The following is a 16,076-nucleotide window of genomic DNA, read 5'->3' on the forward strand; positions in this document are numbered from 1 at the left end:
GTCCGCACCGCCACCCCTCCGCCGGGTGCAGCCCCGCTGCACCCGGCACTCCCCTCTCCATGCACCACCGGCCGCGAGGAACCCGAAATGTCCATTGCGATCAGAACGGATGCCCGCAGCATCCGTCGTATTGCCTTCAGCCACACCCTCAGCCGGTGGGACGTGCGCTTTTCGCCCTACCTCTATATCTCCCCCTTCTTCATCGTGTTCGGCCTGGTGGGACTGTTTCCCCTCGCCTACACCGCGTGGGTCTCCCTGCACGACTGGAACCTGATCGGCGGCCAGGGCGACTTCATCGGCCTGGAGAACTACGGCACCGTCCTCTCCCAGCCATACTTCTGGACCTCGCTGCGCAACACATTCAGTATTTTTCTGCTCTCCTCCATCCCGCAGATGGTGCTCGCCCTGGCCATCGCCGCCTTTCTTGACAGCAACCTGCGCGCTAAGACGTTCTGGCGCATGGGTGTGCTGCTGCCCTACGTGGTGGCCCCGGTGGCCGTCGCCCTCATCTTCAGCGATCTGTTCGGCGACCGGTACGGCCTGATCAACGACGTGATCATCGCCCTCGGCGGCGAACCCGTGCGCTGGCACGTCGACGTGATCCCCAGCCACATCGCGATCGCGACCATGGTGAACTTCCGCTGGACCGGCTACACGGCCCTGATCTTCCTGGCCGCCATGCAGGCGGTACCGCGCGACTACTACGAAGCCGCCACCCTCGACGGAGCCGGCCGGCTGCGCACCTTCTGGTCGATCACCATTCCGTTGCTGCGCCCCGTGATCATCTTCGTGGTGATCACCTCCACCATCGGCGGGCTGCAGATCTTCGACGAGCCGCGCATGTTCGACCAGGCCGGTCAGGGCGGCGCCAACCGACAATGGCAGACCCTCACCCTCTACATCTACGAGCTGGGCTGGGGCCAACGCGACTTCGGCCGCGCATCCGCTGTCGCCTGGCTGCTGTTCCTCATCATCGTGCTGATCGCCCTCATCAACTTTCTGGTGAGCCGGCGCATCGCCGCTACCACCGAACGCGTCGCCACGATCACACGTGTCACACCCACGAAGGGCACCCGATGAGCCGCAACGTCGGCGGCTACGACCGCCCACCCCGCCTGTGGGTCTACGGCGTGCTCCTCGCCGTGCTCGGCGCCTCCTTCTTTCCCATCTGGTGGTCGTTCCTGATCGGCAGCCAGGACGCCTCCGCCCTGAACCAGCCCGGCTGGCTCTGGATCCCCGGCGGCAACTTCGTGGCCAATGCCCTGCGCGTGATCGACACGATCCCGTTCTGGACCGCCCTGATGAACAGCATCATCGTCTCCTCGGCCGTGTCCATCAGCGTGGTGATGTTCTCCACCCTCGCCGGGTACGCCTTCGCGAAACTCAAGTTTCGCGGCCGGGAAGGGCTGCTCATCTTCGTGATCGCGACGATGGCCATCCCCACCCAGCTGGGCGTCGTACCGCTGTTCATCGTGATGAGCCGGCTCGGCTGGACCGGAAGCCTGTGGGCCGTGATCGCCCCCGCCATGGTGACCGCCTTCGGGGTGTTCTGGATGACCCAATACCTGCGCGACGCCCTGCCCGACGAACTCATCGAAGCCGTGCGCATGGATGGCGCCAGCATGCTCGGCAGCTTCTGGCATGTCGGACTGCCCGCCGCCCGACCGGCCGCCGCCATGCTCGCCCTCTTCACGTTCGTGGGCACCTGGACGAACTTCTTCTGGCCGTTCATCGTGCTCGACCCGGGCAACCCCACCCTGCCGGTGGCCCTGCAACAGCTGCAGGCCGCGTTCTTTGTGGACTACTCGCTCGTGCTCTCCGGGGTCGTGCTATCGATTATTCCGCTGATCCTCGTCTTCATCTTCCTGGGCAAGCAGCTCGTCACCGGCATCATGCAGGGCGCCGTCAAAGGCTAACCCGCCATCTCTTTCCCGCCGCATTCGCTTCACATTGAGGACCCCATGACTTCCGCACGCCCCTTCCCCCGCGACTTCCTCTTCGGAGCCGCCACCGCCGCCTACCAAATCGAAGGCGCCGCCCACGAAGACGGTCGAACCGATTCCATCTGGGACACGTTCAGCCGCGTGCCCGGTGCCGTCATCAACGCCGACAACGGCGATGTGGCCTGCGACCACTATCACCGCTACCGCGACGACGTTGCCCTCATGAGCGAACTCGGCCTGCAGACCTATCGCTTCTCCACGTCTTGGGCGCGCGTACAGCCCGACGGCGGCGCGTTCAACCCGCTCGGTCTCGACTTCTACTCCCGGCTCGTCGACGAGCTCGCCGCGGCGAACATCAAGCCGTGGCTCACGCTCTACCACTGGGACCTGCCGCAGACCCTCGAAGACCGGGGCGGCTGGGCCAATCGCGACACCGCCGAACGTTTTCGCGACTACGCCCTCGGCGTGCACGATGCCCTCGGCGACCGCGTCGACATCTGGACCACCCTCAACGAACCGTGGTGCTCCTCCTTTCTCAGCTACACGGCCGGGGCACACGCTCCCGGACGCCAGAGCAAGGAGGCCGGTCTCGCCGCTGGCCACCACCTGCTCCTCGCGCACGGCCTCACCGTCGACGCACTGCGGCAGCGCGACCCGAACCTCAATCTGGGCATCACCCTCAATCTCACCGTCGCCAAGCCCGTCGACCCGACCCACCCCGGCGATGTCGACGCCGCCCGCCGCATCGACGGGCAATTCAACCGCTTCTTCCTCGACCCGATCTTTCGCGGCGAGTACCGGGCCGACATGCTCCACGACGTGGCCGGGCTGGGACTCGATGCGGTGATTCGCGACGGCGACCTGGCGCAGATCAGCCAGCCGATCGACGCCCTGGGCGTGAACTACTACCACGGTGAGCTGGTGAGCGATCGGGCGGCGGAACATCCGCTACCCGGCGAAGCGCCCACCACTCGGGTCATTCGCTCCCCGTTCCCCGCCGCCGATGGCGTCTTTCACCACCCCCAGGGGCTCCCTCTCACCGCGATGGACTGGGAGGTGCAGCCCGCCGGGCTCACCGAGCTGCTGCGGCGAGTCGACCGGGAGTACACCGGCGCATTGGCCACGAGCCTGTATGTCACCGAAAACGGTGCAGCGTACGACGACGTGGTCAGTGATGACGGCCGGGTAGCGGATGCCGACCGGACCGACTTTCTCACCGCTCACCTCGGTGCCGTGCTCGACGCCATCCACTCCGGAGTCGACGTGAAGGGCTACTTCTACTGGTCGTTGCTCGACAACTATGAGTGGGCGTGGGGCTACGCCAAGCGATTCGGGATCGTGCGCGTGGACTACGGCACCCAGCAGCGCACGGTGAAAGACAGCGGGAACGCCTACGCGGCGATCATTCGGAATCGATCGCTTGTGCCTATGCTGACAGAATGACGACCGACCTCGCCCCCGCCGCACGCCTGCCCACCCTGGAAATGGTGGCCGCAGCGGCGGGGGTGTCGCGGGCGACCGTGAGCCGGGTGGTCAACGGCTCGCCCAAGGTACGTCCCGACGTTCAGGCCGTGGTGCAATCCGCCATCGACCAGTTGCACTACGTGCCCAACCGGGCAGCCCGGTCCCTCGTGAACCGCCGAACGCAGGTCATCGCGCTGGTGGTGCCCGAAAACCTGGCCATGTTTTTCGGAGATCCCTACTTTGCCGCCATCGTGCAGGGCATCACGAGGCGCCTGGACGCGAGCGACTACACGCTGAACCTGCTCGTGGCCGCGAGCGACCCCGGCAACAAGACCATGCGGTATCTGCGCTCGGGCAACGTCGACGGTGCCCTGATCGTGTCGCACCACACCGGCGACGCCTTCGTTGCCGGCATCGTGGGCGCCCTGCCGCTGGTCTTCGGCGGGCGACCGTCGATTGAAGCCGCCGCCGATGTGTACTTCGTTGACGTGGACAACTCGGCAGGAGCCGCGGATGCGACCCGGTATCTCGTCGACGCCGGCCGCCGCCGAATCGGCACCATCACCGGCCCGCTGGACATGCCCGCCGGTCTTGATCGATTCGCCGGCTTCACGGCCGTGATGGCCGAGGCCGGTCGTGAAACGGATGCCGTGGAGCACGCGGACTTCACGGCCGCGGGAGCCGCTCTGGCCACGAAACGGCTGCTCGATCGCGTTCCCGACATCGACGCGCTGTTCGTGGCGAGCGACCTGATGGCCACGGGCGTGCTCGAGGTGCTGCGCGCTCGGGGACGCGCCGTTCCCGAGGATGTGGCCGTCGTCGGCTTCGACGACAGCCCCTCCGCCGTCTCCGCGAGCGTCCCCCTCACGACCATTCGCCAGCCATCCGAGGAAGCGGGCTACCTGATGGCCGACGGTTTGCTGCGCCTCCTCGCGGGCGACACCGAGGTCACGCGCCACACCATCCTGCCCACGACGTTCGTGCGACGCGCCTCCGCCTGACCGCCTGCTCGACGGAACCATTGCATGCATTTGCATAGATATTCTGCCCGACGTAGGATCGGTAAGACAGCACAGTTCTTGATGAGCCTGAGGAGCCCGCATGCAACCCACGATCGGAATCCTCGGCGCCGGCCGTGTCGGCACCGCACTGGCCCGGCAGGCCCTGAAGGCCGGCTACCGAGTGCGCATCGCCACCGCGAAGCCCGCCGCGGACAACGCTCTCCTGGTGGATATCGTCACCCCGGGTGCCGAGGCCGTCGAATCGAGCGAGGCCGCCGCATCCGATCTGGTGATCCTGGCCATCCCGCTGCACAAGTATCGCTCGTTGAACCCGGCCGACCTGGCCGGAAAGATCGTTGTCGACGCCATGAACTACTGGGCCCCCGTCGACGGCGTTTTCGATGACTTCGAAGACGGCGCACGCACCTCGAGCGAGGTCGTCGAGCAGTTCCTGGCGAGCGCCCGCGTCGTGAAATCCCTCAACCACATCGGCTATCACGAGCTCGAAGAAGACGACAAGCCCGTCGCCGACCCCCGCCGCCGGGCCCTGGCCGTGGCCGGGGATGACGAAGCCGCCAAACAGTTCGTGATGGGCTTCATCGACCGCCTCGGCTACGACGCCGTCGACGCCGGACCGCTCGCCGCCGGCCGCGCATTCCAGCCGGCCACCGCGATCTTCACCGGCAGCCACACCGCTCCCCAGCTGCGCGCTCTCGTGCAGCCACCCCTCGCAGCGTAGTCATACCAACCCCCAGCATCGGAGAACACAGTGGAAATCGGCGCGTACAGCTTCGGCGACACCCAGCTCAACCCGGACGGAAGCCAGCGCTCCACTGCGGAGGCCATCAAGAACCTCTTCGATGCCATCGTGCATGCAGACACCGTGGGCCTCGACTACTTCGGCGTCGGCGAGCACCACACCCTGTCCATGCCGGCCTCCTCGCCGGGCGCCATCATCGCCGCCGCCGCTGCGGCCACCACACGCATCACGCTGGGCAGCGCCGCCAGCATCATCGGAACGGATGACCCGGTGCGGGTCTTCCAGCAGTTCGCCACCGCCGACGCCATCTCCGGCGGCGGCCGTATCGAGATCACCGCCGGCCGTGGATCATCCGTGGAGACCTTCCCGCTCTTCGGCTTCGACCTCAACGACTACGACGAGCTGTACGCGCAGAAGCTCGACCTGCTCCTCACCCTGAACAACAGCACCGGCGAGACCGTGAACTGGTCGGGCACCGCTCGCCCATCGATCCCCCAGCTGGACGTCGTGCCCCGCCCCACACAGGGCTCCCTTCCCATCTGGATTGCGACCGGCGGCAGCGCCCCGTCGTCCGCCCGTGCCGGCCGCCTCGGACTCCCCCTCGCCTACGCCATCATCGGCGGGCAGCCGCACCGGTTCGCTCCGCTGGCGAATCTCTACCGCCAGTCGGCCGCGCAGGCCGGTCACACCGGGGACAACATCAAGGTCTCTGTCGCGACCTTCGGCCTGGTGGCACCCACCAAGAAGGAAGCCGTGGAGCGCCTCTACCCGGGTTGGGTCAACCTCAACATCGAGATGGGCAAGTTGCGCGGCTGGCCGGCGCCGGAGCGCAGCTCCTACCTGGCGCAGGTCGACGCCCCCAACGCCTACTTCGTGGGTGACCCGGACGACGTGGCCGAACGCATCGTGGCGCTGCACGGCCACCTCGGCCACATGCGCCACTTCCTGCAGGGCGACCACGGCGGACTACCGCACGAGTACCTGATGGAATCGATCACCCTGCTGGCCACCGAGGTGAAGCCCCGCGTCGAGCGCCTGCTCGCCGCGAAGTAGGCGCACAAGCCTCCCCGCTGGTCGAACCCCCTCCGCTGGTCGAACCCCCTCCGCCGGTCGAGGCGCGACGACGGAGCGCTTGGATCGAGCCTGTCGAGATCGAGACCGCGCAACCCGACTCTCAGACTCGACTCACCCGGTCTCGTGTCTCGACAAGCTCGACAACCGGCGCCGCAGACGGCGTTCCTCGACCAGCGGAAGGGGGAAACCGCGGCGCAATTCTCCCTCCCACGGTGGCGCGAAGCGCCCGACCAGCGCGATCGCTCGTACCTCTCGCCTCGACCGGCGCTTCCTCCCCGCCCACCCAGTCCCGATCGCTCGTACCTCGCACCCCAGCGTTACTTCTCCGAAAGCGCCACCGGCCGACAGCATCCGCCTCGAACCCGAGGCAGCCCCACCCCGCCCCGCCTCAGAACAGCAGGAACGCGATCGGCGTCACGATCACGAGGGTCAGCACCACGCGTTGGAACCAGATCACCACGAGTTTCCACACCGGAATCGGGATATCCGTAGCCATGATGCAGGGCACGAGCGCCGAGAAGAAGATGATCCCGGAGACCGACACCACTCCAATGACGAATTTGACGACCGGCACGGACCCCGCCACGAGCAGCGCCGGCAGGAACATCTCGGCCACGCCCACGGCGCTGGCCTTGGCCACGAGCATCGGCTCCGGCAGCTGCAACGCCCAGGTGAAGGGATAGAACAGGTAGCCCAGCCAGTCGAAGACGGGCGTGTAGGTGGCCAGAACGAGCCCGAGCAGCCCGATGGAGAGGATGGAGGGGAGGATCGCCATCGCCATCAGCAACCCATCGCGCACGTTTCGCCACACGTTGACTCCGAGCGAGGGGGCCGCGGCGACGGATTCCCGAGCCTGCGCCCAGGCCACCGAGAACCGTTTGCCGGTAATAGTGTCTTCGGGTTGCGGAGTCGCCTCGGGATGGTACGTGTCGGGGATGCTGTTCAGCGGCCAGATGCGCACCGTGATGGCCGTCACGAGAAAGGTCACGAGGAACGTCACCCAGAAGTAGGCCGTCCACTGGCCCATCAGATCGAGAGTTTTGGCGACGATCACCATGAAGGTGGCCGAGACGGTGGAAAACCCGGTGGCAATGATCGCCGACTCTCGGGCGGTGTACTTGCCGTCCTTGTAGGCCCGGTTCGTGATGAGCAGCCCCAGTGAGTAGCTGCCCACAAAAGAGGCGACCGCGTCGATGGCCGATCGCCCCGGGGTCTTCCAGATGGGGCGCATCACCCGCTGCACGAGCACGCCGATGAATTCCAGCAGTCCATAGCTGACCATCAGCGCGAGAAACACGGCTCCGATCGGCACGAGCAACCCGACGGGAATCACCAGCTTGTCGAAGAGGAACGGGCCCATGTCCGGATCGAACAGCCAGGCCGGGCCGACCCGGAAGACCATCATGACTCCGACGACCAGACCCACGACCTTGAATAGCGAGAACACCGTATTGACGACGGATGTCTTCCAGCTTCCCGTCACGAAGGGATACACCGCGCCGGCCAGGATGATGGCGAGTGCGTAATACGGCAGCACCGGGCCAATGCTCGACTGCAGGAACGTCACGATGTGGTCGAGCATGATCGTGCTCGTGCCGCCGATCGTGAGAGGAACGAAGAACATGAACGCCCCTATGCCGCTGTAGACAAAGAGCCTCCACATGCCCGGGGTGCGGGTTCTCGGGACCTCGGTGGTCATGGTCATCGTTGTCTCCTGACACCTGCGTCGGCAGGGTGACGGATGCCCCCCGGCCTTTCTACGTACGTCCATCGAACCGTGAACCCACATCAGGGGACAATGTAAGAGCGGCGGATGCAGTCTCAGATATGAGATTCTGCCCGGAAAGCAGAACCTTCATGAGCCCCAGCACCGACCGATCGCTCCGTCCCCTGCGGGTTCTGAGCTACCTGGCCACCCAGGCGAACCCCGTGCCTGCCGCGCAGATCGCCCGCGCCATCGGTTCGCCGCGTTCCTCCACATTTCGCCTCCTGCGGGGGATGCAGACCCTCGGTTACGTCACCCACCTGCCCGAATTGAAGACCTACGCCCTCGGCATCGCGGCACTCGAAATCGGCCAGGCATTCGGCATCCACGTGCCGTTGGCCCGGTTCGGACGCCCCGTTCTGGAACGACTCGTCATGGCCGTCGGAGAATCAGCGCACCTCGCTGTTCTGCACGGCCACGAGACGCTCTACATTCACGAAGAGACGGCGCGGTCCCGCGCCCCCCTCGTCACGGCCAAAGACGTTCGTCTCCCCACCCATCTCACCGCTTCGGGAAGAATGATCCTTGCCGGCCTCGGGCACGATCAGTTGCAGGCGCTATTTCCCGCCAATTACGCCTTTGTGCAGCGCACCGGCAGGGGACCACGCTCACACGCCGAGTTTCTGAACCGGCTCGACGACGTGCGTCGACGTGGCTTCGCACGCGAGTTCGGTGAGGTGACGGAAGGCCTCGCGTCTGTCGCCATGCCGGTGCGAGACCGGAGCGGACGAATCGTGGCCGCCATCGCGATCACCCACGCGTACACGGTGCAGGCGGACCCCACTCTGCCGGGCCCGGCACAGGCGCTCGTGCAGGATTCAATCCTCGACGCACTCCAGCTCGCCGCCCGCGAGTTGAGCCACCGCCTCGGCTGGAACCCCTAGTCCAGATCCCGCACGCTACCCACAAGCCGGGCCCGGCACCGCAGCACGTCCCACGTGGCCTCGGTCGCTCGTGCCTCGCGCCTCGACCGGCGGATGGTGTCCCACTGCGGCTCGCGCCGGAGACGGTGCGGCGAGGGTCCGTCAGCTCACGATGGGCGGAACGCGGATAGGTTGGCTCTATGGGGAACACGGAAACGGAACAGCCACGCCGCGCCGCCGCAGCCGCCTGGTGGGGCTTCGCGGTCGTTGCCGCGTACTCGATCGCCGGTGTGCTGCAGATACTGGTGTGGAACCCGCTGGCCGCTGTGCCGGGGTCCACTCTGGAACAGATCCGGGCTGATATGGTCCACGCCAATGAATCGCTCACCGCCGATTGGGTTCTCAGTTGGGGTGCGATCGGGGTGGTTCTGGCAGCGGTCGTTCTCGTGACGGCGCTCGCGCGGCGCAGCAGCCGAACCGACCTGGTGGTGGCGGCCTACCTCGTGCTCCTGGTTTTCGCCGCTCCCGGCCACATGTTCGTGGCCTTCGCGCCCGGCATGTCCCTCGCAGACACGTTCATGATCTCGGGCGGCGATCATGCTCCGTGGGGTGTCGTCCTGTATCTGGTCAGCACGGCCGCTCTGGTGGCCCTGATCGTGCAGATCATTCGTTCGGCTCGGGCCGCCTCATCCCGCTTGGCTGACGCGTACGCCCGCACGGAGGGGCAATTCGGGTCGTCTGCCTGAGGGGTCTCGACAGGCTCGACCAGCGGGCGGCGGCGGGGTCAGGGAGCGACGGGTACCAGCAGGTCGCGGGCCGCCATGGCGATCTGGTCGCGGCCGGCGTGCTTGGCGTCGTAGAGAGCGGCATCCGCCCGGGCAAGCCACGCCGACACGGTCTCGTGGGGTTCGAGCTCGGCCAGCCCCACACTCACCGTGCAGACCAGACCCGGAGCCACATCGTGCCAGTTGTAGCTGCGCACGGAGGCGAGCAGACGCTCGCAGGCCTGGGCGGCCGCGTCGATCGAGGTGTCGGAGAAGACGAGCAGAAATTCCTCCCCTCCCACGCGCACGGCCAGGTCGGTGCCGCGGGTGATGGTGCGCAGCATCGCCGCGAGGATGGTGAGCACCTGGTCACCCGTGCCGTGCCCGAAGCTGTCGTTGACCTGCTTGAAGTGGTCCAAATCGATCATGGCGGCGCAGAGTGATTGCACGCCGCGCTCGGCGAGACCCATCATCCAGGGAAGTTCACGGTCGAGCGCCCGGCGATTCGACAGGTGGGTGAGGGGGTCGGTGTGCGCCTGGTCGTCGAGCTCCTCGGCCCGGATGCGAGCCATCTTGGCTTCCAGCTGCGAGCGTTCGAGTTCGTGTCGGGCATGTTCCATCTCGATCGTGTTGATGAGCATCTGGGACTGGAGCCCGGCGGTCTGCACCGTCGTGGCGAGCATGACCGCGTGCAGCTTCTCGTGGTGGTGGAGTGCCTGCTGAAACCGCCCGCCGGCCTTGTGCATCTCGAACAGGGATCGATGAAGCTTGGCGAGGAGCTTCGGCTCTTCATCAATGTCGGGGTCCGCGAGCTGGGCTTCCATCATCGCGGTGGCTTCATCGAACCGGCCGGCGGCCCGCACAAGGTCTGCCAGCTGGGCATCGATGTCGATCTCGAGGCTGCGGTACCCGTGCGCTCGACTGAGTGTCTTGCCCTGACGTCCGTGCTCGCGAGCCTCGTCGTGGCGTCCCAGCTTGATCAGGATGCTGACGAGATTGGAGCACGCGAGAGCCTCGTTGAAAGGGTTCCCCTGCACCTGTGCCAGTGCAGCGGCCTCCGTCATGAGCGTCAGAGCCTCTGTGAGCGGTTCGCCGGCATCCTCGTCGTTTGCGATCAGCCCCTGTGCCATCACAAGGTAGGTGTCGCCCAGGTTGTTGAGGGCGACAAAATTTGTTTCCTGATCGTTCAGGGTTTGGGCCACGGAGAGCGCCTGCGTGCCCAGATCCACCGACCGAGCAGGATCGCCCATCGCCCCGTGCACCAGAGACGAGCGACTGAGCGCCCAGAACTCGGCGACGGGGTTGCCGCAGGCTCTGGCCGCACCGAGCGCGCCCAACACGTGGCGCAGCGCAGTTTCGTTGAGGGACGTGTCCGTGAACGCCAACGCCAGGGTGCAATGCAACTTCGACTGGGCCAGGAGGTCGCCGTGCTCCGTGAAGTATTCCAACGCCAGCAGCCCCTGCTGCACGCACGCCTGGTAATCCCCGAGGCGCAGACGGTGAAGAGTGAGCAGCTCGCGGGCCTGGGCGCGCTGCAATGCCGTCGCGCTCGGTGCGGCCAAGGCGTCTTCGGCCTGTCCGGCCCCCAGCCGGTGCTGCCCGTCGTCGCTGGACTGTCTGCTGCTCTGAAGCAACGCGTCGACGTTCGTCACAGCGCACTCCTCGACATCATTGTCCGGTCTCATCATGTACAGCCCCCCAGCTGATTGCGGCCCAGAGTGAGCCGAGTGATGTTCGCATGACGGCATCCCCCCACCGGCGGCCTGAAGAATTCGAGCCACAGGGAAAGCATAAGCACCTAAAGGAGGCTAGACCGGTCGTTCTGTCGGTATTTTTCTGGCAATTCGCCATATTGATTTTCACGCACGGATGCCGATGGCGTTCGGGGGAACTCCGCGCGTAGGCTGCGGGCATGCATGCAATCATCGTGACCTCACCCGGCGGACCGGAAAACCTCACCCTGACCGAGGTTGACGACCTGGTGATCGGGCCCCGGGACATCCGGATCCAGGTCGCGGCGGCCGGCGTGAACCGAGCGGATATCGCTCAGCGTCAGGGTACATACCCGTCCCCCGCCGATGCTCCCCAGTGGCCGGGACTCGAGGTGTCGGGAGTGGTCACCGAGGTGGGTGACGACGTGACCCGGTTCGACGTGCACGACCGGGTGTGCGCCCTGCTCGCCGGCGGCGGGTACGCCACGGAGGCCGTGGTTCACGAAGACCTCGCGCTGCTGGTTCCCCTCACCATGGACCTCGTCGAGGCCGCCGCTCTCCCCGAGGCACTCGCCACCGTGTGGTCGAACGTGTTCATGAGCGCCGAGATCATGCCCGGGCAGACGCTTCTGGTGCACGGCGGAACGAGCGGCATCGGCACGACCGCGATTCAGCTGGCCCGGATGGTGGGCGCTCGGGTGGCCGTGACCGCCGGGTCGGCCGACAAGCTCGCCGTGTGCGAGGCCCTGGGCGCGGACATCCTCATCAACTACCGCGAACAGGACTTCGTGGCCGAGGTGATGGCCGCCACGCAGGGGCACGGTGCCGACGTGATCCTCGACATCATCGGCGGCTCCTACGCCGAACGCAATATCGCGGCCCTCGCCACCAACGGACGCATCATGGTGATCGCCAACCAGAGCGGCGAACCGGCCACCTTCAATCCGTTCCACCTCATGCAGAAGCGCGGTCGCTACTGGGGTACCACCCTCCGCTCGCGACCGCTCGAGGAGAAGGCCGAGATCATTCGGGCCGTGCACGCGGCGGTCTCCCCCTGGATCGAATCGGGCCAGTTCCGCCCGGTCATCGACAGCATCTACTCGTTCGACACCGTGGCGGATGCGCACCGTCGCCTCGACGAGTCCGCACACGTGGGCAAGATCCTGCTCGTTCCCTAGCGCGGACCTTGACCGGCGCGGGAGCCGGGCCTACGATCCCAGCACCAGCATCGGCCCGCTGCGATCGCGGTTGAGTGAGGTTTCGTGGACGCCCCCAGAACTCTCGAACAACTCATCGTGGCGGCCGGTCACAAACCCTCAGCCGAAATCGCCCGTTTCGAACGGTTTGCGGCGGCCGCACAACGGCAACGGATGGCGGCGGGGTCGAGTGATCGCCTTGAGATCACTCGCTCGACGGCTTTATGGGCGCTCGCGACGCTCGACCCGCGCATCGCCCACGAACTCGCCGCCGCCGGATTCCGCCACGACGAATTCACCGGGATACTCGGGCTGGAGACTCCACCGGCACTAGCCAGGCAGACGGCCGCCCTCGATGAGCTGTTCGGCGACGCATGGCAGCCCACCTCGCGGCGGGCGCGCCTGCCGTCGTGGGCCTGGCCGATATCGCGCTGGCCATTCTTCGGTCGGTGGAGAAGACGCCGCGCGGCCAACTTCCCGGTCGCCTGCGCAAGCTGGGGTTGGGGCTCGCAACCGCCATTTCGGCACTTGAAGACCTCAGCGCCGACGGCGGGAACACCGCGGCCGAGCCTGAGTCCGAGTTCGCGTCCGAGTTCGCGTCCGAGTTCGCCTCGGAGCCGTCGCCGGCATCTTCCGACGAGGCGCCACCCAGCGAGTCGAGCGGGGCGTCGAACACGCGAGCGTCCTCGCGCAAGCGGCCATCCGCATCGAAGAAGGCTTCCCCGAGCACCCGGTCGACTGGCACCCGATCCGCCGGTACCGAGGCACCCCACGACCCGGACGCAACGCCCGATGCAGGGACCTCCGAAACCGAGGGCCCCAGGCGCCGCGCCTCTTTCTCGCCCGACGTGAAACGCGCTCGCGATGCACTGGGCCCCACGAAAACCGTGACCGCAGCCGTGCTCGCTGCGGAGGTGCTCCGCCACTACTCGGGGATGCTCGGCGCACTGTTCGGGCAGGTGCGGCTCAGGATGAAGGCCGGGCCCACGGAATCCGTGGAGAGCTGGCTCGAGCGGGTGGCCGCGCTGTACGGCGACCTCGACGTCGATGAAGAGGTCGGCGAAGAGGTCGGCGAAGAGGTCGGCGTCGAGATGATCGTGCTCGGCCTCGCGGAACTCGACGAAGCCCTTGAAGACGACCTGATGTCGGGCGGATTCCTGATGGACCTGCGCACGCGTGCCGCCGCTTTACCCCGCAACACAAAGGCCGACCGCACGAAGTGGACATCCGACACCCCCGCGTCAGATGACCTGCTGGGCCGCCGGTTTCTGGCAAAGGCCCTCGCCACCCGGCTGCGGAATATGGCCAAGGAAGACACCAACTCGTTCCTCGTGCACATCGACGGGGCCTGGGGCTCGGGCAAGAGCTCGCTTTTTCAGTTTCTCGCCACCGAGCTGCAGAGTGATTTTCTGATTGTGAAGGTGAATGCCTGGCGCGAGCAGCAGGTGGGAGTGCAGTGGTGGACGCTCCATAACGCCCTGCGGCAGGCGATCGAAGCGGATGCCGCGCACGGCATGCTCGCTCGGGCACGGAGTCGCCTGGACGTCATCCAAACCCGACCCGTGGCGTTCGTCACTGCTGTGGCCGCGCTCGTCGCCGTGTTGGTATTCCTGTTGGTCTTCAATTTCGACGTCGCGGCAGGTGGGGAAATCGCCAACTCCATCGGCAAGATCATTGGCCTCGTCACCCTGGGCTGGGCAGGTGTGGCTGCCGCCTATGGCTTCATCGTGCCGGAATCGCGTCGTTCGGCCGAGGCCTTCGTGGCGAAGAGCGCGAACCCGATGGGGGAGGTACAGCAGCTGTTCACGCGTACTCTGCTGCGCACCACGAAGTCGGTCGTGTTTCTCATCGACGACCTCGACCGTTGCGAGGAGCAATACATCATCGATTTCCTGGAGGTCGTGCAGACCCTCGTGCGCGAGCCTCCGGAGCACCCGCGCGGTCGCGCATCCACGACCACGACGAAGAAGCGCCCTCCCGGCCCCTACGCGTTTGTGGCGGCCGACGGACAATGGATCCGCTCGAGCTACGAGAGCCACTTCGGCACGGTGAAGATCACCGATGTGCCCGGCCGACCACTCGGCTACCTCTTTCTCGAGAAGATCTTCCAGCTGCAGGTGCGCCTTCCGTCGATCACCGAGGAGTCCAAGCGCGCGTTCTTCGACTCGCTGCTGTCCGGCCGCGGGGCGCCGCAGACATCCGCTCAGCAGCAGAGCTTGGAGAAGGAGATCACGGAGGAAGTCAACAACGCCACGACGGCGCCCGAGATCTCGCGGGCCGCGGAAAAGGCGAGCACCCTGACCGATTCCGACACCCGCATGAAGGTGCGCGGCGCCGCGGCGGTGAAGTTCTCCGACACCGCGCTGCAAACCGGCGCCCGGCACGAACTCGGGCGGTACTGGAAGCTGCTCGAACCCAACCCGAGAAGCATCAAGCTGTTCGTGCACACCTACGGCACCCTGCAGTCGCTGCGCACTCTCGAGGGCATCCCGTTGCAGACGACGCCGCTCGCGCTCTGGACCATCGTGGAGATTCGTTGGCCGATGCTCGCCGACCATCTGCGTGCCCACCCCGACGACATCGATCCGAACCATCGAGGAACCCCGGAGCCGATCGCGGCGTTGCTCGCCTCGCCCGAGGTCAGTTCCGTGGTCGCCAGCAGCGACTGGGGGCCGCTCACCCCGGCGCAGGTGCGCGAATGCACGGGTATTCGAGTGGGAGCGAGCTCCGACAGCGACTGATGCCGGGCGGCGGGCAGAATAGGGGAATGAGCGACGCCGGCGATTTCGTGGACCTCACGCTGCAGAACGAGGGCAGCTGGGAACGAGCGGATGAGGCCCGGGAGCGGCTCGGCGGTTCCCTCACGTTCTACGGGGCGTCCGTCGGAGCCGTGCGGGGCACCGTGCGCGACGTGGCCCGGCGCTACCCGGGAATGACGCACGACGAGGTGACCGCGCTCAGCTCCGAGCTGTGGCGCGGGCCGGTGTTCGAGCGCCGCCTCGCCGCCATCGTGCTGTTGCAGTCGAACCGGGCCCTGCTCGACAACACCGACCTCACGCGCATCGAGGGCTTTCTGCGCGGCGCCGGCCTGGTCGCCCTGGTCGATCCGCTCGCGCTCGACGTGGTGCTCCCGGTCGTGCGGGGGTTGACCGGCCAGGGTCGCGCCCGCGCCGATGCTGCTCTCGACCGTTGGGCCCACGACGGCGACCCGTCGCTGCGACGCGCGGCGCAGCTCGCGAGCGGCGAGCGCGACTGAACAGCTGAACGCCTGAACAACTGAACAACTGAACACCTGAACGACTGAACACCTGAGCAACAGCACCAGTCGGCACCTGTGCCTGCGGTCGACCGAGGGCTAGGCTGCATCGTGTGAAATCTGCCGCCTCTGCCACCGCCACCGAACGCCTTCCCGAGCGAGCGGCGGTGATCGACCTCGACGCGATCCGGCACAACGTGCGCCACCTCGCGGCGCTCGCCGCCCCCGCCGCGCTGATGGCCGTGGTGAAAGCGGATGCCTACGGCCACGGCGCCGTG

At 66.6% G+C, this 16,076-nt stretch carries 14 protein-coding genes; 12 read left to right on the plus strand and 2 right to left on the minus strand.

The genetic code is table 11. From position 1 onward, the window contains the following. The first annotated feature begins 87 nt into the window (after positions 1–87). The 6 genes from JF66_RS03685 to JF66_RS03710 all read left to right on the plus strand — a co-directional run bounded on the left by JF66_RS03685 (position 88) and on the right by JF66_RS03710 (position 6,221). Positions 88–1,080: a carbohydrate ABC transporter permease gene (locus JF66_RS03685; RefSeq protein ID WP_035875369.1), complete on the plus strand. Its 993-nt coding sequence runs from the start codon at positions 88–90 to the stop codon at positions 1,078–1,080. Then, positions 1,077–1,916 (plus strand): carbohydrate ABC transporter permease, encoded by an 840-nt coding sequence (locus JF66_RS03690; protein WP_035875372.1) that lies wholly within the window; start codon positions 1,077–1,079, stop codon positions 1,914–1,916. The genes JF66_RS03685 and JF66_RS03690 overlap by 4 nt, the downstream gene beginning before the upstream one ends. A gap of 45 nt (positions 1,917–1,961) precedes the next feature. Continuing rightward, entirely contained in the window at positions 1,962–3,386 is a 1,425-nt protein-coding gene (locus JF66_RS03695) for a GH1 family beta-glucosidase (RefSeq protein WP_035875375.1), read from the plus strand. Further along, positions 3,383–4,408 carry a LacI family DNA-binding transcriptional regulator gene (locus tag JF66_RS03700; protein WP_035875377.1) on the plus strand — a complete coding sequence of 342 codons (1,026 nt, stop codon included), beginning with the start codon at positions 3,383–3,385 and terminating at the stop codon, positions 4,406–4,408. Before JF66_RS03695 ends, JF66_RS03700 begins: the two co-directional genes overlap by 4 nt. A gap of 100 nt (positions 4,409–4,508) precedes the next feature. Next, positions 4,509–5,147: an NADPH-dependent F420 reductase gene (locus tag JF66_RS03705; RefSeq protein WP_035875380.1), complete on the plus strand. Its 639-nt coding sequence runs from the start codon at positions 4,509–4,511 to the stop codon at positions 5,145–5,147. A 30-nt stretch (positions 5,148–5,177) separates the two neighbouring features. Beyond that, positions 5,178–6,221 (plus strand): LLM class flavin-dependent oxidoreductase, encoded by a 1,044-nt coding sequence (locus JF66_RS03710; RefSeq protein ID WP_035875383.1) that lies wholly within the window; start codon positions 5,178–5,180, stop codon positions 6,219–6,221. Between the two features lie 409 nt (positions 6,222–6,630). Here the strand turns inward: JF66_RS03710 and JF66_RS03715 are convergent, their stop codons facing one another. After that, complete coding sequence (locus JF66_RS03715) at positions 6,631–7,947, minus strand: YjiH family protein (protein ID WP_035875386.1); 1,317 nt, start codon at positions 7,945–7,947, stop codon at positions 6,631–6,633. A gap of 152 nt (positions 7,948–8,099) precedes the next feature. Here JF66_RS03715 and JF66_RS03720 point away from each other — a divergent pair, with 152 nt between their 5' ends. Then, positions 8,100–8,891 carry an IclR family transcriptional regulator gene (locus JF66_RS03720; RefSeq protein WP_035875389.1) on the plus strand — a complete coding sequence of 264 codons (792 nt, stop codon included), beginning with the start codon at positions 8,100–8,102 and terminating at the stop codon, positions 8,889–8,891. A 179-nt stretch (positions 8,892–9,070) separates the two neighbouring features. After that, a complete protein-coding gene (locus JF66_RS23475; protein WP_051973088.1) occupies positions 9,071–9,616 on the plus strand; it encodes a hypothetical protein in 546 nt (181 codons plus the stop codon). Positions 9,617–9,654: 38 nt separating this feature from the next. Here the strand turns inward: JF66_RS23475 and JF66_RS03730 are convergent, their stop codons facing one another. Continuing rightward, positions 9,655–11,286, minus strand: a complete 1,632-nt coding sequence (locus JF66_RS03730; RefSeq protein WP_035875392.1) for a diguanylate cyclase — start codon at positions 11,284–11,286, stop codon at positions 9,655–9,657. Between the two features lie 260 nt (positions 11,287–11,546). Between JF66_RS03730 and JF66_RS03735 the strand changes: the two genes are divergently transcribed. From JF66_RS03735 to JF66_RS22125, 4 genes are all read left to right on the plus strand, one after another. Continuing rightward, positions 11,547–12,524, plus strand: a complete 978-nt coding sequence (locus tag JF66_RS03735; protein WP_035875395.1) for an NAD(P)H-quinone oxidoreductase — start codon at positions 11,547–11,549, stop codon at positions 12,522–12,524. A gap of 392 nt (positions 12,525–12,916) precedes the next feature. After that, positions 12,917–15,283 carry a P-loop NTPase fold protein gene (locus JF66_RS03740; RefSeq protein ID WP_035875398.1) on the plus strand — a complete coding sequence of 789 codons (2,367 nt, stop codon included), beginning with the start codon at positions 12,917–12,919 and terminating at the stop codon, positions 15,281–15,283. 26 nt (positions 15,284–15,309) lie between these two features. Further along, positions 15,310–15,798 carry a DNA alkylation repair protein gene (locus tag JF66_RS03745; protein WP_035875401.1) on the plus strand — a complete coding sequence of 163 codons (489 nt, stop codon included), beginning with the start codon at positions 15,310–15,312 and terminating at the stop codon, positions 15,796–15,798. A 113-nt stretch (positions 15,799–15,911) separates the two neighbouring features. Beyond that, positions 15,912–16,076: alanine racemase (locus JF66_RS22125; protein WP_369797943.1), on the plus strand; the 165-nt coding region annotated here is incomplete at its 3' end.

Origin of the sequence: Cryobacterium sp. MLB-32 (assembly GCF_000738085.1) — a bacterium.
Classification (GTDB): domain Bacteria; phylum Actinomycetota; class Actinomycetes; order Actinomycetales; family Microbacteriaceae; genus Cryobacterium.